General features: G+C 71.8%; 20 protein-coding genes. 17 read left to right on the top strand and 3 right to left on the bottom strand.

The genetic code is table 11. The features are described 5' to 3' along the window. Positions 1-16 precede the first annotated feature (16 nt). Positions 17-652, top strand: coding sequence for a DJ-1/PfpI family protein (locus KUM40_RS19845; protein ID WP_217167341.1), 636 nt, complete (start codon positions 17-19; stop codon positions 650-652). On the opposite strand, the gene KUM40_RS19840 is transcribed toward KUM40_RS19845, so the two are convergent. After that, complete coding sequence (locus KUM40_RS19840; RefSeq protein WP_217167387.1) at positions 639-1,418, bottom strand: enoyl-CoA hydratase/isomerase family protein; 780 nt, start codon at positions 1,416-1,418, stop codon at positions 639-641. The genes KUM40_RS19845 and KUM40_RS19840 overlap by 14 nt on opposite strands. A gap of 154 nt (positions 1,419-1,572) precedes the next feature. On the opposite strand from KUM40_RS19840, the gene KUM40_RS19835 reads away from it, so the two are divergent. Next, positions 1,573-2,025, top strand: coding sequence for an ATP-binding protein (locus KUM40_RS19835; protein ID WP_217167386.1), 453 nt, complete (start codon positions 1,573-1,575; stop codon positions 2,023-2,025). A 48-nt stretch (positions 2,026-2,073) separates the two neighbouring features. On the opposite strand, the gene idi is transcribed toward KUM40_RS19835, so the two are convergent. Further along, positions 2,074-2,667 (bottom strand): isopentenyl-diphosphate Delta-isomerase, encoded by a 594-nt coding sequence (gene idi / locus KUM40_RS19830; protein WP_217167340.1) that lies wholly within the window; start codon positions 2,665-2,667, stop codon positions 2,074-2,076. 206 nt (positions 2,668-2,873) lie between these two features. Further along, positions 2,874-3,812, bottom strand: coding sequence for a cation diffusion facilitator family transporter (locus tag KUM40_RS19825; RefSeq protein ID WP_217167339.1), 939 nt, complete (start codon positions 3,810-3,812; stop codon positions 2,874-2,876). Positions 3,813-4,311: 499 nt separating this feature from the next. Between KUM40_RS19825 and KUM40_RS19820 the strand changes: the two genes are divergently transcribed. The 15 genes from KUM40_RS19820 to hpnH all read left to right on the top strand — a co-directional run bounded on the left by KUM40_RS19820 (position 4,312) and on the right by hpnH (position 20,312). After that, positions 4,312-6,204, top strand: a complete 1,893-nt coding sequence (locus KUM40_RS19820; RefSeq protein ID WP_217167338.1) for a DUF5941 domain-containing protein — start codon at positions 4,312-4,314, stop codon at positions 6,202-6,204. Beyond that, positions 6,201-6,953 (top strand): sugar phosphate nucleotidyltransferase, encoded by a 753-nt coding sequence (locus KUM40_RS19815; protein WP_217167337.1) that lies wholly within the window; start codon positions 6,201-6,203, stop codon positions 6,951-6,953. The genes KUM40_RS19820 and KUM40_RS19815 overlap by 4 nt, the downstream gene beginning before the upstream one ends. Further along, a complete protein-coding gene (locus tag KUM40_RS19810) occupies positions 6,941-8,002 on the top strand; it encodes an iron-containing alcohol dehydrogenase family protein (protein ID WP_217167336.1) in 1,062 nt (353 codons plus the stop codon). The genes KUM40_RS19815 and KUM40_RS19810 overlap by 13 nt, the downstream gene beginning before the upstream one ends. Beyond that, complete coding sequence (locus KUM40_RS19805; protein ID WP_217167335.1) at positions 7,980-8,759, top strand: CDP-alcohol phosphatidyltransferase family protein; 780 nt, start codon at positions 7,980-7,982, stop codon at positions 8,757-8,759. The genes KUM40_RS19810 and KUM40_RS19805 overlap by 23 nt, the downstream gene beginning before the upstream one ends. Positions 8,760-8,767: 8 nt before the next feature. After that, complete coding sequence (locus KUM40_RS19800; RefSeq protein WP_217167385.1) at positions 8,768-9,640, top strand: glycosyltransferase family 2 protein; 873 nt, start codon at positions 8,768-8,770, stop codon at positions 9,638-9,640. Positions 9,641-9,738: 98 nt separating this feature from the next. Further along, positions 9,739-10,668, top strand: a complete 930-nt coding sequence (locus tag KUM40_RS19795) for an ABC transporter permease (protein WP_217167334.1) — start codon at positions 9,739-9,741, stop codon at positions 10,666-10,668. After that, positions 10,661-11,449 (top strand): ABC transporter ATP-binding protein, encoded by a 789-nt coding sequence (locus tag KUM40_RS19790; protein WP_217167333.1) that lies wholly within the window; start codon positions 10,661-10,663, stop codon positions 11,447-11,449. The genes KUM40_RS19795 and KUM40_RS19790 overlap by 8 nt, the downstream gene beginning before the upstream one ends. A gap of 359 nt (positions 11,450-11,808) precedes the next feature. Beyond that, the gene (hpnC, locus tag KUM40_RS19785; RefSeq protein ID WP_217167332.1) at positions 11,809-12,747 is read left to right on the top strand and encodes a squalene synthase HpnC; all 939 of its coding nucleotides are present in this window, start codon (positions 11,809-11,811) and stop codon (positions 12,745-12,747) included. After that, positions 12,744-13,694, top strand: a complete 951-nt coding sequence (hpnD, locus tag KUM40_RS19780; protein ID WP_374227398.1) for a presqualene diphosphate synthase HpnD — start codon at positions 12,744-12,746, stop codon at positions 13,692-13,694. Before hpnC ends, hpnD begins: the two co-directional genes overlap by 4 nt. Next, a complete protein-coding gene (locus KUM40_RS41460) occupies positions 13,694-13,852 on the top strand; it encodes a DUF6380 family protein (RefSeq protein WP_254395354.1) in 159 nt (52 codons plus the stop codon). The genes hpnD and KUM40_RS41460 overlap by 1 nt, the downstream gene beginning before the upstream one ends. Continuing rightward, on the top strand, positions 13,849-15,294 hold the full coding sequence (hpnE, locus tag KUM40_RS19775; protein ID WP_217167331.1) for a hydroxysqualene dehydroxylase HpnE: 1,446 nt from the start codon (positions 13,849-13,851) through the stop codon (positions 15,292-15,294). The genes KUM40_RS41460 and hpnE overlap by 4 nt, the downstream gene beginning before the upstream one ends. 68 nt (positions 15,295-15,362) lie before the next feature. After that, positions 15,363-16,427, top strand: coding sequence for a polyprenyl synthetase family protein (locus KUM40_RS19770; protein WP_217167383.1), 1,065 nt, complete (start codon positions 15,363-15,365; stop codon positions 16,425-16,427). 121 nt (positions 16,428-16,548) lie between these two features. Beyond that, positions 16,549-18,642, top strand: coding sequence for a squalene--hopene cyclase (shc, locus tag KUM40_RS19765; RefSeq protein WP_254395353.1), 2,094 nt, complete (start codon positions 16,549-16,551; stop codon positions 18,640-18,642). After that, a complete protein-coding gene (locus KUM40_RS19760) occupies positions 18,642-19,283 on the top strand; it encodes a 1-hydroxy-2-methyl-2-butenyl 4-diphosphate reductase (protein ID WP_217167330.1) in 642 nt (213 codons plus the stop codon). The genes shc and KUM40_RS19760 overlap by 1 nt, the downstream gene beginning before the upstream one ends. 6 nt (positions 19,284-19,289) lie before the next feature. After that, positions 19,290-20,312, top strand: coding sequence for an adenosyl-hopene transferase HpnH (gene hpnH / locus KUM40_RS19755; RefSeq protein ID WP_217167329.1), 1,023 nt, complete (start codon positions 19,290-19,292; stop codon positions 20,310-20,312). The last annotated feature ends 3 nt before the right edge of the window (positions 20,313-20,315 follow it).

Below are 20,315 nucleotides of genomic sequence, written 5' to 3'. Positions count from 1 at the left end.
CCGAGAGAGGAAACACGTGCAGATCGCCATCGTTGTCTTCGACCGCTTCACCGCCCTGGACGCCGTGGGCCCGTACGAGACCCTCGGCCGTCTCCCGGACGCGGAGACCGTCTTCGTCGCCGAGCACACCGGACCCGTCCGCACCGACACCGGGAACCTCGCGCTCGTCGCCGACCGGGCCCTGACGGACGTACCGAGCCCCGACATCGTCGTCGTCCCCGGCGGTCCGGGACAGAGTCCGCAGATGGAGAACGAGGCCCTGCTGGACTGGCTGCGCGCCGCCGACGCCACCAGCACCTGGACCACCTCCGTGTGTACCGGCTCCCTGCTGCTCGCCGCCGCCGGGCTGCTGGAGGGGCGCCGCGCCACCTCGCACTGGCTGGCGCTGGACTTCCTGAGGCGGTTCGGCGTCGAGCCGACCGGGGAGCGGGTGGTGACCGACGGCAAGTACGTCACCGCCGCCGGCGTCTCCTCCGGCATCGACATGGGACTGACCCTGCTCGGCCGGATCGCCGGCGACGACCACGCCCGGGCGGTGCAACTGCTGACCGAGTACGACCCGCGGCCGCCCTACGACTCCGGGTCCCCGGACAAGGCGCCCGCACATCTCGTCGAGGAGTTCCGCGGCAAGAGCCGGTTCATCCTGACGTAGGCGCGCTCTCCGGCGCACTCCCCGGCGCGCTCCAGCCGAATCGCGGCTGCCTGCGTTCCAGGAAGGCGGCGACGCCCTCCGCGGTGTCGCCGCTGCCGTCCGCCTGCGCGGCCCAGTGGGCGTCCCGGTCGGTGCGGCCGTTCGCGAACTCCTTCGCGGCGGCCTGCGTCAGCAGTGAGCGGGACGCCAGCACCCGGGTGAACTCCGCCACCCGCTTGCCGAGTTCGCCCTCCGGCAGCACCTCGTCCACCAGGCCGGTGCGCAGCGCCCGCGCGGCGTCGATCAACTCGCCGCTGAACAGCAGGTACTTCGCGGTGGCGGGCCCGGTCAGCGCCACCAGCCGCCTGGTCGCGGACGCCGGATACACGACCCCCAGCTTGGCCGGGGTCACCCCGAACAGCGCCGACTCCTCGGCGAACCGCAGGTCGCAGGCGGCCGCCAACTGGGCCCCGCCGCCCACGCAGTGACCCCGGACCGCCGCCAGCGTCGGCTTGGGGAACGCGGCGAGAGCCTCCTCGGCCCGTACCGCCAGCCGCTGCGCCTGACCGGCCGACTCCCGCAGGGTCGAGATGTCCGCCCCGGCGCAGAACGTGGCGCCCTCGCCGGTGAGGACCAGCGCCCGCACCGCGGGATCCCCGGCCAGGGTGTCGAGCAGCCGGGGCAGCGCCCGCCACATCGAGGCCGTCATGGCGTTGCGCTTGGCGGGATGGTGGACGACGACGGTGGCGACCGAGTCGGTGACCCGGTGCAGTAGCTGCGGCTCCATGGACAGGAACGGTCCCACAACTGACCGTGTCATGCGCCAACGATCAGAAACCGCTCGATACATGCTGACTTGTGTTCAGTTCTCCGGTGCGGAGCGACGCGTTACCAACACTCGGGGTGTGGTGACACTCGAGCCCAGGGATGGCGACCGGACGATGGACGAGACCGGGCCCGCCGGGCCGCTGCCGTACGAAGGCGTCTGGCGGTTCACCGCCCCCGCCGTGGACGCGTCGGTCCCGCAGGCCCGGCACGCCGTGCGCGACCTGCTGACGCGCCAGGGCGTGCCGGTCTCCGACGACGTGACGCAGGCCCTGCTGCTGATCGTCTCGGAACTGGTCACGAACGCGGTCCGGCACGCGGCGGTGCTGTCGCCGGTGCTCGCCGTGGAGGTCGCCGTCGGGCCCGAGTGGGTGCGGGTGGCCGTGGAGGACGACCACCCCTACCGCCCGACCGCCCTGGAGACCGACCACGGCCGGACCGGCGGGCGCGGGCTGCTCCTGGTCCGCGAGGTCACCCGGGAGACGGGCGGAGCCTGCGACGTGGCCCACACCGCGAGCGGCGGCAAGGTGATCTGGGCCGCCCTGCCGCTCAAACACGCCCTGCGGTAGGGCCGCCGCGCAGCACCACTGCGCACGGCAGCCCCGCAGCACCGCCGCTCACCAGCTCGCGGACGGTCCCGTCAGCTCGCGGACGGCCGGCCGGGCCGCGTCGAGCACGGTCATGAACCACGCGGAGAAGGTGTCCCTCGCGTGCCGTTCGGTCAGCTCCGACGCAGACACGAAGGCCGTCCCGGCCACTTCCTCGGGATCGGGGCGCGGCTCCGCCTGCACCAGGCCGACGAAGAGGTGGTTGTACTCCTGCTCGACCAGTCCGGACGCCGGGTCGGGGTGGTTGTAGCGCACCGTGCCCGCCTCGGCGAGCAGGGACGGCGACACCCCCAGCTCCTCGTACGTCCGCCTGGCCGCCGCCGCGAACGGCGCCTCTCCCGGGTAGGGGTGGCCGCAGCAGGTGTTGGACCACACACCGGGGGAGTGGTACTTGCCCAGCGCCCGCTGCTGGATCAGCAGCCGCCCCCGCTCGTCGAAGAGGAACACGGAGAAGGCGCGGTGCAGCCGCCCGGGCGGCTGGTGCGCGGAGAGCTTCTCCGCGGTGCCGATCGTCACACCGTTCTCGTCGACCAGTTCCAGCAAAATCGCGTCTGCGGTGCCGTTCGACGAGCTGGGCGTCGCGGTGGCAGGAGTGATCGGCATACCCATCCTTCACATCGGTCCTCGCGCCCCAAGTGTGCCGTACTCATCCGGCACTCTCGGCACTTCCCGGCACACCCGCATGTCCCACGCTCCTTGCGCGGGCGGCGGGCTGCACCGGTCGGACACCGAGGAGGGGTCCGATGGGTGATCGTGCCCGGCGCCGCCGCCCGGGAACCGTCCGGGTCCCGACCGGCGGACGGCGGCGTTCAGCGGCACAACCGCGCCTCGTGCTCAGCGTGACCGCTGGGCTCCAACTGGAACGTGCAGTGCTCCACGTCGAAGTGGTCGCCGAGGCAGCCCTGCAGTTCGTGGAGCATCTTCTCGTGGCCGATCGCGCTGAGCGCCTCGCCGTCGACCACCACGTGCGCCGACAGCACGGGCATGCCCGAGGTGATGGTCCAGGCATGCAGGTCGTGCACGTCCTCGACCCCGTCAAGGGCCAGTATGTGGGCGCGCACCTCGGCGATGTCCACGCCCTTGGGCGCCGCCTCCAGCAGCACGTCCAGGGTCTCGCGCAGCAGCCGCAAGGTACGGGGCACGATCATCAGACCGATGACCAGCGACGCGATCGGGTCGGCCGGCTGCCAGCCGGTGCCCAGGATCACCAGCGCCGAGACGATCACCGCCAGGGAGCCCAGCGCGTCCGCCGCCACCTCCAGGAAGGCGCCCCGCACGTTCAGGCTCTCCTTCTGCCCGCGCATCAGCAGCGACAGCGAGATCACGTTCGCCACCAGGCCGATCGCGCCGAAGACGACGGTCAGCCCGCCCGCGGTGTCGGCGGGCGTGACGAACCGCTCGACCGCCTCGTACAGCACGTAGCCGCCGACCCCGAGCAGCAGCAGACAGTTGGCCAGGGCGGCGAGGATCTCGGCGCGGGCGTAGCCGAAGGTGCGCCGGTCGCTCGGCGGGCGGCCCGCGAAGTGCACGGCCAGCAGCGCCATGCCGAGCCCCAGGGCGTCCGTCGCCATGTGCGCGGCGTCGGCGATCAGCGCGAGGGAGTCGGCGAGCAGCCCGCCGACGATCTCCACGACCATGACGGTGAGGGTGATCGCCAGCGCCACCCGGAGCCTGCCGCGGTACGCGGCGGTCGCCGTCCCGCCGGCGTGCGCCCCGTGCGCGTGCCCGTGATCGTGCCCAGCCCCCATGCGAAAGCCGCCTCCCTGTGTGTACCGGCCGTGTACCCGTTGTGCGTACCGGCCGCCCGAGTCCGGTGCCCGGATGACAGTCAACTACGGGCAGGGGGTACCCGGCAACGCGGCACTGAACACCGTTGTCATGTGCCCTGACCTGCGAAAACGATATGCAGGTCAGGGCGCCGAGGAGGATGTGCAGGCGCCGTCCGCGCCATGTGCGGGACCCGGCCGCCGAGCGCCCTCCCGACCCTGTGCGAACGCCGGCCCACCTTGTGCGATGTCCGCGATGTCCGGTCTGGGAGCGCGGTTTGTGGGGCGGGCCCCGGATCCACGATGATGATCGCGGCAAAGGCGGGTGCAAGCGGCGTCGACCGACCGTGAAACGGGCGGTGAACACGGCGTTCCCCGCATCCGATAGCCTCTGCCGAATGTCGCCCGGGTGCCGCAGGCACGGGCGCTCCACCATGCACAGGCCCGGCGTCCAGGCGTCGGCACCAGGGAGTGAGTTCGGTTGCCGACCGCCATCCTCACCGGACAGCCGGTCCCCGGTTCGTCGATCGAGAGCGAACTGCGGTCCCTGGGCTTCGACGTGCACCTTGCCGCCGGTGCGGCCGACGCCGAGTCCCTGCTGGCCCGGGTCCCCGGCGGGGAGCGGGTCGCCGTCGTCGACGCCCGCTTCGTGGGCCACCCGCACGCCCTGCGCCTCGGTCTCACCGACCCCCGCTTCGCGCTCTCCGCGATCCCGGGCGCCGTGACCGCCCAGCCGGACGCCCGCCGGGCGATGACCCGCGCGATGGCCCGCGAGAACTCCGCCGTCGGCGGCACCGCACGCGGAGGTGCCCCCGCGCGTGGAGGTGCCCCGGCGCGATCGAAGCCGCGCGTGGGGGACCGCGTGGGCGACGTGGACAGCCTCGCCGACCGGATCACCGCCACCCTCGGCGCCGACGGCGCGGACGTGCACCGTCCCGAACTCGGCAGCCTCGTCGCCGCCGTCCCCGCCGACCCGCAGGCCCGCAACGAGGCACGGCAGGCCGTCGCCGCCGTCGACGACGAGGCCGTACGTCTGAAGTCGGCGGTCAAGGCCCGCGACGGCTTCGTCACCACCCACTTCATCAGCCCCTACTCCCGCTACATCGCCCGTTGGTGCGCGCGCCGGGGCCTGACCCCCAACCAGGTCACCACCGCCTCGCTGATCACCGCGCTCGTGGCGGCGGGCTGCGCCGCCACCGGCACCCGTGCCGGGTTCGTCGCCGCCGGTGTCCTGCTGATCGCCTCCTTCGTCCTCGACTGCACCGACGGGCAGCTCGCCCGCTACTCCCTGCGGTACTCCACGCTCGGCGCCTGGCTGGACGCCACCTTCGACCGGGCCAAGGAGTACGCCTACTACGCGGGCCTCGCCCTCGGAGCCGCCCGCGGCGGCGACGACGTATGGACGCTGGCGCTCGGCGCGATAATCCTCCAGTCCTGTCGGCACGTCGTCGACTTCTCCTTCAACGAGGCGGACGCCGACAGCACGGCCGCCGCCGCCAACACCGGCCCCACCGCCGCCCTTTCCGGCAGGCTCGACAGCGTCGGCTGGACGGTCTGGGCGCGCCGCATGATCGTGCTGCCGATCGGTGAACGCTGGGCCATGATCGCCGTCCTGACCGCGCTCACCACGCCCCGGATCACCTTCTACGTGCTGCTGATCGGCTGCGCCTTCGCCGCGACGTACACCACCGCCGGCCGCGTCCTGCGCTCGCTGACCCGCGAGGCCACCCGGACCGACCGGGCGGCGGACGCGCTGGCCGACCTCGCCGACTCCGGTCCGCTCGCAGAGGCCGCCGCCAAGGGGCTCGCGCGCAGCGCCGGCCGGCTGCCCGGCTTCACCGCCCCCGGCGTCGCCCTCCTCGGCGGCGTGGCCGTCGTCGCGACATGCGCGCTCACCGACTTCGGCGGCCCCTGGCCGCTCCTCGCCGCGATCGTCTACGTCCTGACCTCCGCCCTCGCCGTCGCCCGCCCCCTCAAGGGCGCCCTCGACTGGCTGGTCCCGCCCTTCTTCCGGGCCGCCGAGTACGGCACCGTCCTGGTACTGGCGGCGAAAGCCGACGTGAACGGGGCGCTTCCGGCGGCTTTCGGGCTGGTGGCCGCGGTCGCCTACCATCACTACGACACGGTCTACCGCATCCACGGCGACGCGGGCGCGCCGCCGCAGTGGCTGGTGCGGACCGCCGGGGGGCACGAGGGCCGCACGCTGGTGATCACCGTGCTGGCCGTGCTGCTCACCGCCACACAGTTCAAGGTCGCGCTCACGGTCCTCGCCGTGGCCGTGGCACTCGTGGTGCTCGTCGAGAGCATCCGCTTCTGGGTCGCCGCCCACAAGGTCGGCGCACCCGCCGTACACGACGAAGGAGAACCCGCATGATCGGCCTCGTGCTGGCGGCCGGCGCCGGACGCCGTCTGCGCCCCTACACCGACACCCTGCCCAAGGCACTGGTCCCGGTCGGCCCCGAGGGCGCGGAGGACGGCATCACGGTGCTGGACCTGACGCTGGCCAACTTCGCCGAGGTCGGCCTGACCGAGGTCGGGATCATCGTCGGCTACCGCAAGGAAGCCGTGTACGACCGCAAGGAGGAGCTGGAGCAGAAGTACGGCGTCAAGCTCGTCCTCATCGACAACGACAAGGCCGAGGAGTGGAACAACGCCTACTCCCTGTGGTGCGGCCGTGACGCCCTCAAGGACGGCGTGATCCTCGCCAACGGCGACACCGTGCACCCGGTCTCCGTCGAGAAGACCCTGCTCGCCGCCCGCGGCGACGGCAAGAAGATCATCCTCGCCCTCGACACGGTGAAGAGCCTCGCCGAGGAGGAGATGAAGGTCGTCGTCGACCCCGACAAGGGCGTCCAGCGCATCACCAAGCTGATGGACCCCGCCGAGGCGACCGGCGAGTACATCGGCGTCACCCTCATCGAGGGCGAGGCCGCCGCCGACCTGGCCGACGCGCTGAAGACCACCTTCGAGCGCGACCCGCAGCTCTACTACGAGGACGGCTACCAGGAGCTGGTCAACCGCGGCTTCAAGGTCGACGTGGCGCCGATCGGCGACGTCAAGTGGGTCGAGATCGACAACCACGACGACCTCGCCAAGGGCAGGGAGATCGCGTGCCAGTACTGACGAGGCTCATCCCGTCGCCGGTCGTCGTGGACATCCGCGCGGGTGCCCTCGACGACCTGGGGGGTGTGCTCGCCGACGAGCGCATCTCCCACTCGGGCAAGCTCGCCGTCGCCGTCAGCGGCGGCTCGGGCGCCCGGCTGCGTGAGCGCGTCACTCCTTCCCTGCCCGGCGCCGACTGGTTCGAGGTCGGCGGCGGCACCCTGGACGACGCGATCAAGCTGGCCGGTGCCATGAAGGGCGGCCACTACGACGCGGTCGTCGGCCTCGGCGGCGGCAAGATCATCGACTGTGCCAAGTTCGCGGCGGCCCGCATCGGCCTCCCGCTGGTCGCCGTGCCCACGAACCTCGCGCACGACGGACTGTGCTCGCCGGTCGCCACCCTCGACAACGACGCGGGCCGCGGCTCCTACGGAGTGCCCAACCCCATCGCCGTCGTCATCGACCTGGACGTCATCCGCGCGGCCCCGGCCCGCTTCGTGCGCGCCGGCATCGGCGACGCCGTCTCCAACGTCTCCGCGATCGCGGACTGGGAGCTGGCCAACCGGGTCAAGGGCGAGCGCATCGACGGCCTGGCCGCCGCGATGGCCCGCCAGGCCGGCGAGGCCGTGCTCCGCCACCCGGGCGGCATCGGCGACAACGAGTTCCTCCAGGTGCTGGCCGAGGCGCTGGTGCTCAGCGGCATCGCCATGTCGGTCTCCGGCGACTCACGGCCGTCCTCGGGCGCCTGCCACGAGATCAACCACGCCTTCGACCTGCTCTTCCCCGAGCGTGCGGCCGCCCACGGCGAGCAGTGCGGCCTGGGCGCGGCCTTCGCGATGTACCTGCGCGGCGCTCACGAGGAGTCGGTCCACATGGCCGGGGTCCTGCGCCGGCACGGCCTGCCGGTACTGCCGGAGGAGATCGGCTTCACGCCCGAGGAGTTCTTCCGGGCCGTGGAGTTCGCCCCCCAGACGCGGCCCGGCCGCTACACGATCCTCGAGCACCTCGCCCTCACCACCGACCAGATCAAGGACCTGTACGCCGACTATGTCAAGGCCATCGGTAGCTGAACTACGTCCGGTCGTCCATCCCGCGGGGGTCAAGGACCGGCGCAGCGGTGAGCACTGGGCGGGACGCCTCTACATGCGTGAGGTCTCGCTGCGGATCGACCGCTACCTGGTGAACACCAGGATCACGCCCAACCAGCTCACGTACCTGATGACCGTCTGCGGCGTGCTCGCGGCCCCGGCGCTGCTGGTGCCGGGCGTCTGGGGCGCGGTGCTCGGGGTCGTCGCGGTCCAGCTCTACCTGCTGCTCGACTGCGTCGACGGCGAGATCGCGCGCTGGCGCAAGCAGTACTCGCTCGCCGGCGTCTACCTGGACCGGGTCGGCGCCTATCTCACCGACGCCGCGGTCCTGGTCGGCCTCGGCCTGCGCGCCGCCGACGTGTTCGGCACCGGCCGGATCGACTGGCTGTGGGCCTTCCTCGGCACCCTCGCCGCCCTCGGCGCCATCCTGATCAAGGCCGAGACGGACCTGGTGGGCGTCGCCCGGCACCAGACCGGGAAGGAGCCGGTCCAGGAGGCCGCCTCCGAGCCGCGCTCCTCCGGCATGGCGCTGGCCCGCCGGGCCGCCGGGGCGTTCAAGTTCCACCGGCTGATCCTCGGCATCGAGGCGTCCCTGCTGATCCTCGTCCTCGCGATCGTCGACGCGAGCCGCGGCGACCTGTTCTTCACCCGCCTCGGCACCGCCGTACTCGCCGGCATCGCGCTGCTGCAGACCCTGCTGCACCTGGTGTCCATCCTCGCCTCCAGCAGGCTGAAGTGAACGCGGCCGTGAAGGTCGGCGCCGTCGTCATCACGATGGGCAACCGCCCCGAGGAGCTGCGGGCCCTGCTGGACTCGGTCGCCAAGCAGGACGGCGACCCGGTCGAGGTGGTCGTGGTCGGCAACGGCTCGCCCGTCCCTGAGGTACCGGACGGTGTGCGCACCGTCGAGCTGCCCGAGAACCTGGGCATCCCCGGCGGCCGCAACGTCGGCATCGAGGCCTTCGGCCCGGGCGGCAGCGACGTCGACATCCTGCTCTTCCTCGACGACGACGGCCTGCTCGCCCGCACCGACACCGCCGAGCTGTGCCGGCAGGCCTTCGCCGACGACGACGAGCTGGGCATCATCAGCTTCCGCATCGCCGACCCGGACACCGGCGAGACCCAGCGCCGGCACGTCCCGCGGCTGCGCGCCGCCGACCCGATGCGCTCCTCCCGGGTCACCACCTTCCTCGGCGGCGCCAACGCCGTCCGCACCCGCGTCCTCACCCAGGTCGGCGGCCTGCCGGACGCGTTCTTCTACGCCCACGAGGAGACCGACCTGGCCTGGCGGGCCCTCGACGCGGGCTGGATGATCGACTACCGGTCCGACATGGTGCTGAACCACCCCACGACCGCGCCCTCCCGGCACGCGGTCTACCACCGCATGGTCGCCCGCAACCGCGTCTGGCTCGCCCGCCGCAACCTCCCCGCCCTCCTGGTCCCGGTCTACCTCGGCGTCTGGATGGCGCTCACCCTGCTGCGCCGGCCGTCGCGACCTGCCCTCAAGGCCTGGTTCGGCGGCTTCCGCGAGGGCTGGGCCACCCCGTGCGGTCCTCGCCGGCCCATGAGGTGGCGTACGGTGTGGCGCCTGACCCGGCTGGGCCGGCCCCCGGTGATCTGACAAGCTCGTACCCGAGAGTGTTCCGGCCCCGACCGGGGCCAACAGGTCCATGCCAGGCCCGCGCGGCCGAGCATTTTCGAAGACGAAAGTATCCACCAGTGAGTGAGACAACGCACGACGGCACGGTCGCCATGGCCAAGCCCGTGTCGCCCGACGAGGGCCTCACACCGGCCCGGCTCGCCGCCAAGCACGGGCTGACCGTGAGCGGTGCCAGACCTTCCCTCGCGGAGTACGTCCGTCAGCTCTGGGGGCGGCGGCACTTCATCCTCGCCTTCTCCCAGGCGAAGCTGACCGCCCAGTACAGCCAGGCCAAGCTCGGCCAACTGTGGCAGGTGGCCACCCCGCTGCTGAACGCGCTCGTCTACTTCCTGATCTTCGGCCTGATCCTCAACGCGGGCCGCGGCATGCCGAAGGACGTGTACATCCCGTTCCTGGTGACGGGTGTGTTCGTCTTCACCTTCACCCAGTCCTCGGCGATGGCGGGCGTGCGCGCCATCGCCGGCAACCTCGGCCTGGTGCGGGCGCTGCACTTCCCGCGCGCCTCGCTGCCGGTCTCCTTCGCGCTCCAGCAGCTCCAGCAACTGCTGGCCTCGATGATCGTGATGTTCGCGGTGGTCATGGGCTTCGGCAGCTACCCCACCCTGTCCTGGCTGCTGGTCCTGCCGACGCTCGCCCTGCAGTTCCTCTTCAACATGGGGCTGGCGCTGATCGTGGCCCGGATGGGCGCCAAGACGCCGGACCTGGCCCAGCTCATGCCGTTCATCATGCGGACCTGGATGTACGCGTCGGGCGTCATGTTCTCCATCCCGATCATGCTGGAGGACAAGCCGGCGTGGCTCGCCGACGTCCTCCAGTGGAACCCGGCCGCGATCTACATGGACCTGATGCGCTTCGCGCTGATCGACGGGTACGGCTCCGAGAACCTGCCGCCGCACGTGTGGGCGGTCGCCCTCGGCTGGGCGGTACTCGTCGCCGTGGGCGGCTTCGTGTACTTCTGGAAGGCGGAGGAGAGGTACGGCCGTGGCTGAGCAGCAGCAGGGCGAGTGGGTGCCGACGGTCATCGCGGACGAACTGCACATCGTCTACCGCGTCAACGGCGCCAGGACCGGCAAGGGCAGCGCGACGTCCGCGCTGAGCCGCATGATCAGGAGAGGCTCCGACGACACGGCGCGGGGCGTGCGCAAGGTGCACGCCGTGCGGGGCGTCTCCTTCACCGCGTACCGGGGCGAGGCCATCGGCCTGATCGGTTCCAACGGCTCCGGCAAGTCGACGCTGCTGCGGGCCATCGCCGGCCTGCTGCCCGCCGAGCGCGGCAAGGTCTACACCGACGGCCAGCCCTCCCTGCTCGGCGTGAACGCGGCCCTGATGAACGACCTGACCGGCGAACGCAACGTCATCCTCGGCGGCCTGGCCATGGGCATGTCCCGCGAGCAGATCAGGGAGCGCTACCAGGACATCGTCGACTTCTCGGGCATCAACGAGAAGGGCGACTTCATCACCCTGCCGATGCGCACCTACTCCTCCGGCATGGCCGCCCGGCTGCGGTTCTCCATCGCCGCCGCCAAGGACCACGACGTCCTGATGATCGACGAGGCGCTGGCCACCGGTGACCGCAAGTTCCAGACCCGCTCCGAGCAGCGCATCCGGGAGCTGAAGAAGGAAGCCGGCACCATCTTCCTGGTCAGCCACAACAACAAGTCCATCCGCGACACCTGCAACCGCGTCCTGTGGCTGGAGCGCGGCGAGCTGCGCATGGACGGCCCGACCGACGAGGTGCTCAAGGAGTACGAGAAGTTCACGGGCAAGTAGCCCGACACGCCGAGGCCTCGCCGGAACTGTTCCGGCGAGGCCCCGCGTTTGCAAAGGAAACGTCAACTCCTGGCGTTCTCAGGAATCTTGAAGTCAATCGGTGTGTTGTTGTGATGCGCTGTGCACCCCGACGGACGCCCGTGAGTTGTACAACGTAAGCTGTACCGGTCCTGAAACGCGGCACATGGGGCGATAATGCCCGACACCCTCGAGCGGGCCTGCCGCGCGGGTGGCGAGGCGGCGTGTCCGAAATAGTGCGTATTGGGTCGGCAGTGTAGAACGGGAGATGTGACGGCAATGGCGACGGAAACTCCCCAGCTCCGCGAAGCGTGCGCCGTCCCCGCCCAGGGCAGCCCGCGATGACGGTGACCGACACGGCGCACGCCGTCGATCCGGAGCGCGGCACCCTCGCCAAGGCCGCCGACGAGAACTTCCCCGTGGCCCCCTTCTTCCTGCCCCGCGACTGGCGCACCGACCTCATGGCCGTGTACGGCTTCGCCCGCCTGGTCGACGACATCGGCGACGGCGACCTCGCTCCCGGCGGCGCCGACGCCCGCCTCCTCGGCGTCCCCGAGGAGCACGCCGACGACCGGCTGCTGATGCTGGACGCCTTCGAGGAGGACCTGGGCCGAGTCTTCGACGGCTCCACCGGCTCCAACCGGTCCACCGGCTCCGGCGGCCCGCCCCACCACCCGCTGCTGCGCCGCCTGGCGCCGACCGTGCGCCGCCGCTCGATGTCCCCCGCGCCCTTCCGCGGGCTGATCGCCGCCAACCGCCAGGACCAACTGGTCGCGCGGTACGAGACCTACGACGACCTCCTCGCCTACTGCGAGCTGTCCGCCAACCCGGTCGGCCACCTCGTCCTCGCCGTGACCGGCACCGCGACGCCCGAACGGATCCGCCGCTCCGACGCCATCTGCACCGCCCTGCAGATCGTCGAGCACCTCCAGGACGTCGCCGAGGACCTGGGCCGGGACCGGATCTATCTGCCCGCCGAGGACATGAAACGCTTCCACGTCCAGGAGACGGACCTCGCCGCACCCACCGCGAACGCGTCGGTGCGGGCACTCATCGCCTACGAGGCCGGGCGCGCCCGCGACCTGCTGAGTGAAGGCGCTCCCCTGGTGGGCAGCGTCCACGGCAGGCTGCGCCTGCTGCTCGCGGGGTTCGTGGCGGGAGGCAGGGCGGCGCTCCGCGCGATCGCCGCGGCGGATCACGACGTACTTCCCGGCCCGCCCAAGCCCGGCAAGATCCAGTTGCTGCGCGAGGCGGGCGTGGCCCTGCGAGGAGAGGGGTGATCGAGGCCGTGGAGTCGTCAGCGAACATGCCGGCACCGGTGCTCGCCGCCTACAGCTACTGCGAGGCCGTCACCGGTCAGCAGGCGCGTAACTTCGCCTACGGCATCCGGCTGCTGCCCACGCCCAAGCGGCGGGCGATGTCGGCGCTGTACGCGTTCTCGCGCCGCGTCGACGACATCGGCGACGGGGTGCTGGCGGACGACGTCAAGGTCGCCCGGCTGGACGAGACCCGGGCCGTGCTCGCCCGGATCCACGACGGCGCGGTCGACGAGGACGACACCGACCCGGTCGCCGTCGCCCTCGCCCACGCGGCCCGGCGGTTCCCCATCCCGCTCGACGGCCTTGATGAACTGATCGACGGCGTCCAGATGGACGTGCGCGGCGAGACCTACGAGACCTGGGACGACCTGAAGACGTACTGCCGCTGCGTGGCGGGCGCCATCGGACGCCTCTCCCTCGGCGTGTTCGGCACCGAACCGGGGGCGCGCGGCGCCGAGCGCGCGCCCGAGTACGCCGACACGCTCGGGCTCGCACTTCAGCTCACCAACATCCTGCGGGACGTCCGGGAGGACGCCGAGGGCGGGCGCACCTACCTGCCCGCCGACGACCTCGCCAAGTTCGGCTGCTCCGCCGGATTCAACGGGCCGACGCCACCGGAGGGCTCCGACTTCGCGGGCCTCGTGCACTTCGAAGTGCGTCGGGCCCGTGCCCTTTTCGCCGAGGGCTACCGGCTGCTGCCCCTGCTGGACCGGCGCAGCGGCGCCTGTGTGGCGGCCATGGCCGGCATCTACCGCCGCCTCCTGGACCGCATCGAGCGCGACCCGCAGGCCGTGCTGCGCGGCCGGGTCTCGCTCCCCGGGCGCGAGAAGGCGTACGTCGCCGTGCGCGGCCTGTCCGGTCTCGACGCCCGGCACGTCACCCGGCGGACCGTCAGGAGGCGCGCCTGATGGACACACCCGGCACACTCGACACGCCGGACCCGCACGGGAGCACCGGCGCGCGGTGGCGCGCAACCCTGCGGTGGCGGTCGGCGTCCCTGACTGAGACGGTCGGCCGTACGCCGTTCAAGCACCGCGGCGACCGGACAGGGAAGGGCGCACCATGACGCAGGGCAACGGCACGCGCGACGGCGGGCAGCCCGCGGACGTCTCCGCACTTCGTCCCGGCGGGCATGCCGTCGTGGTCGGCGGCGGACTCGCCGGGGTCACCACCGCGCTCGCGCTCGCCGACGCCGGGGTCCGGGTCACCCTGCTCGAAGGACGCCCGCGCCTGGGCGGACTCGCCTTCTCCTTCCAGCGCGGCGACCTCACCGTCGACAACGGCCAGCACGTGTACCTGCGCTGCTGCACCGCCTACCGCTGGTTCCTCGACCGGATCGGCGGAGCGGCGCTCGCTCCGGTGCAAAGCCGTCTCGACGTGCCCGTACTCGACCCGGACCGGCCCGAAGGCAGACGTCTGGGCAGACTGCGGCGCGACGCGCTGCCCGTGCCCCTGCATCTGGGGCGCAGCCTGGCGACGTACCCGCATCTCTCGCTCGCCGAGCGCGCCAGGGTCGGGCGTGCCGCGCTCGCGCTCAAGGGACTGGACCTCGCCGATCCGACCCTGGACACCCAGGACTTCGGCAGTTGGCTGACCGCGCACGGTCAGTCGGCGCGTGCCATCGAGGCCCTGTGGGACCTGGTCGGGGTCGCCACCCTCAACGCGGTCGCGGGCGACGCCTCACTGGCACTCGCCGCGATGGTGTTCAAGACCGGTCTGCTGTCCGACCCGGGCGCGGCCGACATCGGCTGGGCCCGCGTCCCGCTGGGCGAACTGCACGACCGGCTGGCCCGCAGGGCGCTCGACTCCGCGGGCGTGCGTACCGAGGTCCGTACACGCGTCACCTCCCTCTGTGTAAACGAGAACGGAGGCTGGAGCGTTCAGGTTCCCGGCGAGACGCTCGAAGCGGACACCGTGGTCCTCGCCGTACCCCAGCGCGAGGCCCACGACCTGCTGCCGGACGGCGCGCTCGACGCCCCGGAAAATCTTCTCGGGATCGGCACCGCGCCGATCCTCAACATCCACGTGATCTACGACCGCAAGGTGCTCGCCACGCCGTTCCTCACGGCTCTCGGCACGCCCGTGCAATGGGTGTTCGACCGTACCGAGGCCTCCGGACTGAAGGAGGGTCAGTACCTGGCGCTGTCGCAGTCGACCGCGCAGCACGAGATCGACGAGCCCGTGGCCGCGCTGCGCGAGCGGTACCTGCCCGAACTGGAGCGGCTGCTGCCCCGCACCCGGGGTGCCGAGGTGAAGGACTTCTTCGTGACCAGGGAGCGCACGGCGACGTTCGCCCCCGCCCCCGGCGTCGGCCGCCTGAGGCCCGGCGCCCGCACCAAGGCACCCGGCCTGTACCTGGCCGGAGCGTGGACCGCCACCGGGTGGCCCGCGACCATGGAGAGTGCGGTTCGCAGCGGCGTCGGGGCGGCCGCCGCGGCGCTCGGCGCCCTCGGCCGGTCCCGCGGCCTCCTCCCCGACTTCTTCGAGTTCTTCGAGGAGGCGGCGTGAGCGCCGATCCGCGCGGGACCGACACCCGCATTCCCGGTACCGCAACTGGAGGAGAGACTGTGCCCACTGTGCCCCCGGCCCCGAAGGCCGATCGACGGACCACGGTGGACGTGACCGCGCTTCTGGAGCGCGGCCGGACCCTGGCCACGCCGGTTCTGCGGGCGGCGGTCGACCGACTGGCACCTCCCATGGACACCGTCGCCGCCTACCACTTCGGCTGGATCGACGCCCAGGGCAACCCCGCGGACGGTGACGGCGGCAAGGCCGTCAGGCCCGCGCTGGCCGTGCTCTCCGCCGAGGTCACCGGTGCCGCGCCCGAGGTCGGCGTGCCCGGCGCGGTGGCCGTGGAGCTGGTGCACAACTTCTCCCTCCTGCACGACGACCTGATGGACGGCGACGAGCAGCGCCGCCACCGCGACACCGTCTGGAAGGTGCACGGCCCCGCCCAGGCCATCCTGGTCGGCGACGCCCTGTTCGCCCTGGCCAACGAGGTGCTGCTCGAGCTGGGCACCGTCGAGGCCGGCCGCGCCACCCGCCGGCTGACCAGGGCCAGCCGGTCCCTGATCGACGGTCAGGCCCAGGACATCTCCTACGAGCACCGCGACCGCGTCAGCGTCGAGGAGTGCCTGGAGATGGAGGGCAACAAGACCGGCGCCCTGCTCGCCTCCGCCAGCTCCGTCGGCGCGGTGCTCGGCGGCGCCGACGAGCACACCGCCGACACCCTGGAGAGGTACGGCTACCACCTCGGCCTCGCCTTCCAGGCCGTCGACGACCTGCTCGGCATCTGGGGCGACCCGGAGGCCACCGGCAAACAGACCTGGAGCGACCTGCGGCAGCGAAAGAAGTCGCTGCCGGTCGTCGCCGCCCTCGCGGCCGGCGGGCCCGCCTCCGAGCGGCTCGGCGAGATCCTCGCCGCCGACGCCAAGACCAGCGACTTCGCGAACTTCTCCGAGGAGGAGTTCGCGGCCCGCGCCGCCCTCATCGAGGAAGCGGGCGGGCGGGAGTGGACCGCCGACGAGGCGCGCCGCCAGCACACCATCGCCATCGAAGCCCTCGACACCGTCGACATGCCCGGCCGGGTGCGGGAGATGTTCACGGCGCTCGCGGACTTCGTCGTCGTACGAAAGAGATGATCATTATCGGTCGAATAGCCCTCGCGTAGTCGCCGGCCGGTGTCGTGAACGCACGAGCACCGGCCGACGGCGGACCCGCAGCAGACGCACCACCGTATGCACACTGCACGAAGGGGAAGCCATGACAGCGACGACCGACGGAAGCACCGGGGCCTCCCTGCGGCCCCTGGCAGCCTCGGCCAGCGACACCGACATCACGATCCCCGCCGCGGCGGCCGGGGTACCCGAAGCCGCCGCACGCGCCACCCGGCGCGCCACCGACTTCCTGCTCGCCCGGCAGGACGCCGAGGGCTGGTGGAAGGGCGACCTCGAGACGAACGTCACGATGGACGCCGAGGACCTGCTCCTGCGTCAGTTCCTCGGCATCCAGGACGAGGAGATCACCCGCGCCGCCGCCCTGTTCATCCGCGGCGAGCAGCGCGAGGACGGCACCTGGGCCACCTTCTACGGCGGCCCCGGCGAACTGTCCACCACCATCGAGGCCTACGTCGCGCTCCGCCTGGCCGGCGACGCGCCCGACGCACCGCACATGGCGCGGGCCTCGGAGTGGATCAGGTCCCGCGGCGGAATCGCCTCCGCCCGCGTCTTCACCCGGATCTGGCTTGCCCTGTTCGGCTGGTGGAAGTGGGACGACCTGCCCGAACTCCCGCCGGAACTCATCTACTTCCCCACCTGGGTCCCGCTCAACATCTACGACTTCGGCTGCTGGGCCCGGCAGACCATCGTGCCGCTCACCATCGTCTCCGCGAAGCGGCCCGTGCGCCCCGCGCCCTTCCCGCTGGACGAACTGCACACCGACCCGGCCGACCCCAACCCGCCGCGGCCCCTGGCTCCTACGGCGAGCTGGGACGGCGCCTTCCAGCGCCTCGACAAGGCGCTGCACGCCTACCGCAAGGTCGCCCCGCGCCGGCTGCGGCGGGCCGCGATGAACAGCGCCGGCCGCTGGATCATCGAGCGGCAGGAGAACGACGGCTGCTGGGGCGGCATCCAGCCGCCGGCCGTGTACTCGGTCATCGCGCTCTACCTGCTCGGCTACGACCTCGAACACCCCGTGATGCGCGCGGGCCTGGAGTCGCTGGACCGTTTCGCCGTGTGGCGCGAGGACGGCGCCCGGATGATCGAGGCCTGCCAGTCCCCGGTGTGGGACACCTGCCTGGCCGCCATCGCACTGGCCGACGCGGGCGTTCCCGAGGACCACCCGCAGTTGGTGAAGGCCTCGGACTGGATGCTCGGCGAGCAGATCGTCCGCCCCGGCGACTGGTCGGTGAAGCGCCCCGGACTCCCGCCCGGCGGCTGGGCGTTCGAGTTCCACAACGACAACTACCCCGACATCGACGACACCGCCGAGGTGGTCCTCGCCCTGCGCCGCGTCAAGCACCACGACCCGGAGCGGATGGAGCAGGCCATCGGACGCGGGGTGCGCTGGAACCTCGGCATGCAGTCGAAGAACGGCGCCTGGGGCGCGTTCGACGTCGACAACACCAGCCCCTTCCCCAACCGGCTGCCCTTCTGCGACTTCGGGGAGGTCATCGATCCGCCGTCCGCGGACGTCACCGCGCACGTCGTCGAGATGCTCGCCGTCGAGGGCCTCGCCCACGACCCCCGCACCCGGCGCGGCGTCCAGTGGCTCCTCGACGCACAGGAGACGGACGGCTCGTGGTTCGGCCGCTGGGGCGTCAACTACGTCTACGGCACCGGGTCCGTGATCCCCGCCCTGACCGCCGCCGGACTGCCCACCTCGCATCCGGCCATCCGCCGCGCGGTGCGCTGGCTGGAGTCCGTCCAGAACGACGACGGCGGCTGGGGCGAGGACCTGCGCTCGTACCACTACGTCCGGGAGTGGAGCGGCCGGGGCGCCTCGACCGCCTCGCAGACCGGCTGGGCGCTGATGGCCCTGCTGGCGGCGGGGGAGCGGGAGTCCAAGGCCGTCGCGCGCGGCGTCGAGTGGCTCGCCGCCACCCAGCGGGAGGACGGCTCCTGGGACGAGCCCTACTTCACGGGTACCGGATTCCCGTGGGACTTCTCCATCAACTACAACCTCTACCGTCAGGTCTTCCCGCTCACCGCGCTCGGCCGGTACGTCCACGGAGAGCCCTTCGCCAAGAACAAGAAGGGGACCGAGCCCGCCGCGGTGACCGAGCCTGCCGCGGCCGCGCCCGTGGCGGCCGAGCCCGTCGTGACCGAGCCCTTCGTGGCCGAGGTGAAGGGCCGCTGATGAATCCGCAGACCGGCCCGTCCCCGCTGCTGATCGCCTGCGCGCTCGGCATCGAGCACCTCGCCCTGCGCACCGGCGACCGCGGTGGCGCGGGCGGACCGGTCACCGTCCTGCGCACCGGCATGGGACCGAAGGCGGCCGAGCGCTCGGTCGCCCGGGTCCTGGCCGACCCGGCACTCGAGGCCGCCGCCGTGCTCGCCACCGGCTTCTGCGCGGGACTCGCCCCCGGCATGCACCCCGGCGACCTGGTCGTCGCCGAGGAGACCCGGGACCCACGCTCCACCGTCCCATGCGTCGCGACCGACCGGCTCGTCAAGGAACTCGCGCGAGCCGTCCCCGGGCGCACCGTCCACACCGGGCCGCTGACCGGCTCGGACCACGTCGTCCGCGGCCCCGAACGCGCCGACCTGCTCGCGACCGGCGCGATCGCCGTGGACATGGAGTCCGCGGCCACGCTCCTGAGCGCCGTCCGCACGGGCCCGCGCCCCGTTGCGGCCGTCCGAGTGGTCGTGGACGCTCCAGAACACGAACTCGTCCGGATCGGCACCGTGCGCGGTGGAATATCGGCCTTCCGTGTTCTTCGATCCGTTCTTCCCGCATTTTTCGAATGGCACCGTTCTTTGTTGCTCCCCCGGAGGTGAGCCCAGATGGCAATGCCGCTGCGCCAGTCCATCAAGGTCGCTACATACCTGGCCGAACAGAAGATTCGCCGACGGGACAAGTTCCCGCTCATCGTGGAGCTGGAGCCGCTCTTCGCCTGCAACCTGGCGTGTGAGGGATGCGGCAAGATCCAGCACCCCGCCGGAGTGCTCAAGCAGCGCATGCCGGTCGCACAGGCCGTGGGAGCGGTGCTCGAATCGGGTGCGCCGATGGTCTCCATCGCCGGCGGCGAGCCGCTGATGCACCCGCAGATCGACGAGATCGTCCGGCAGTTGGTGGCCAAGCGGAAGTACGTCTTCCTCTGCACCAACGCCATGCTCATGCGCAAGAAGATGGACAAGTTCAAGCCCTCGCCGTACTTCGCCTTCGCCGTCCACATCGACGGCCTGCGCGAGCGGCACGACGAGTCCGTGGCGAAGGAGGGCGTGTTCGACGAGGCCGTGGAAGCCATCAAGGAGGCCAAGCGGCGCGGCTTCCGGGTCACCACCAACTCGACCTTCTTCAACACCGACACCCCGCAGACCATCGTCGAGGTGCTCAACTACCTCAACGACGACCTCAAGGTCGACGAGATGATGATCTCGCCCGCCTACGCCTACGAGAAGGCGCCCGACCAGGAGCACTTCCTGGGCGTGGAGCAGACCCGCGAGCTGTTCAAGAAGGCGTTCTCGGGCGGCAACCGGGCCCGCTGGCGGCTCAACCACTCCCCGCTGTTCCTCGACTTCCTCGAGGGCAAGGTCGACTTCCCGTGCACCGCGTGGGCGATCCCGAACTACTCCCTCTTCGGCTGGCAGCGCCCCTGCTACCTGATGAGCGACGGATACGTGCCCACGTACCGGGAGCTGATCGAGGAGACCGACTGGGACAAGTACGGCCGCGGCAAGGACCCGCGCTGCGACAACTGCATGGCGCACTGCGGCTACGAGCCCACCGCCGTCCTGGCCACCATGGGCTCGCTCAAGGAGTCCCTGCGCGCCATGCGCGAGACGGTCTCCGGAAACCGGGAGTGACGT

This window comes from Streptomyces sp. AC512_CC834, assembly GCF_019049325.1.
Taxonomy (GTDB): Bacteria; Actinomycetota; Actinomycetes; order Streptomycetales; family Streptomycetaceae; genus Streptomyces.
This window is presented reverse-complemented; position numbering and strand designations above follow the sequence as displayed.